The sequence below is a fragment of the Priestia sp. SIMBA_032 genome (assembly GCF_046535215.1).
Taxonomy (GTDB): Bacteria; Bacillota; Bacilli; order Bacillales; family Bacillaceae_H; genus Priestia; species Priestia aryabhattai.
The window spans coordinates 1-277 of sequence record NZ_JAWRXD010000539.1 but is presented as its reverse complement, the minus strand read 5'-3'; the positions used below and the strand labels follow the sequence as shown (position 1 = coordinate 277).

Sequence of the window (277 nt, the reverse complement as noted above, 5' to 3'; positions counted from 1 at the left end):
GGGTGAGGGGCGAGCGATGACGGCCTGGTTGTACAAACACAAGATCTTGCTCTCGAACCTTGCCCTGGTGCTCGTGATGTTCGTCGGCATCGGCTACCTGAGCCTGGGCGTGCTGCGCTGGCGGCCGCTCGACGACACCTACGAACTCACCGTCGAGTTCGCCAATTCCGGTGGCGTGCAGAGCACGTCGGATGTGACGTTGCGTGGGGCCCGCGTCGGTGCGGTCGACCAGATCCGGGCCACCCCGACCTCGGTCGAGGTGACGGTCGTGATCGAC

At 65.3% G+C, this 277-nt stretch carries 1 protein-coding gene; it reads left to right on the top strand.

Annotation, left to right across the window (positions count from 1 at the left end):
- Window positions 1-16 precede the first annotated feature (16 nt).
- Window positions 17-277 (top strand): MlaD family protein (locus SB717_RS35445; RefSeq protein ID WP_410907610.1); only part of this gene is annotated, 261 nt, incomplete at its 3' end.